Below are 706 nucleotides of genomic sequence, written 5' to 3' on the forward strand. Positions count from 1 at the left end.
CCGGTCGAGGTCCAGCTCGTCATGCCCGCCACCACCCTCCTGCCCCCGCAGTCCGCGGAGCCCGGTGATGCCGAGGCGCGCCCCACCGGTGCCGAGTGTGGCTGGATCGGCGAGCACCCGATCCCGGCGGTGATCGCCCGCGACATCGCCCTCGCCGGCGGGGCCGACGAGGCGGCGCGGTGGATCCGGCGGTTGTTCACCGACCCGATCAGCGGCGAGATCACCGCGGCGGACGCGACGCGGCGGCGGTTCACCGGAGCCACCCGACGCGCCATCATCGCCCGCGACCGCGACTGCCGCAGCTGCGGCGCACCCATCCGCCACCTCGACCACATCCAGCCCCACGCCGCCGACGGACCCACCACCATCGCCAACGGGCAAGGCCTGTGCCAACGCTGCAACCAGGTCAAGGAACAACCCGGATGGCGCACCCAGCCCCGCATCATCGAAGGCCGGCACGTCACCGTCACCACCACCCCCACCGGCCACGCCTACGTCAGCACCCCACCACCCCCGGTCACCGAACCGCCACCGAGAAAAGTGGTACCCCTCGAACAGCGACTCGCGGAATACCTCCGGCGCCGAGCAGGCTAAGCCCACTCGCGGCGTACTCCGGTACCGAAACCACCGGCGGATTCACGCGGTCGTCGCAACGCCTGTTGTTTTTGGCGGCGTTGAGAGTACCTCGTTGAGGACTTCGGCTGGT

The 706-nt window shown here is 70.8% G+C and carries 1 protein-coding gene; it reads left to right on the forward strand.

Going from position 1 to position 706, the window contains the following annotated elements; translation table 11 throughout:
* On the forward strand, positions 1-594 hold a 594-nt coding region (locus F8A92_RS18490; protein WP_228389584.1), incomplete at its 5' end, for an HNH endonuclease.
* Positions 595-706: the final 112 nt, after the last annotated feature.

This window comes from Cumulibacter manganitolerans (assembly GCF_009602465.1).
Classification (GTDB): Bacteria; Actinomycetota; Actinomycetes; order Mycobacteriales; family Antricoccaceae; genus Cumulibacter; species Cumulibacter manganitolerans.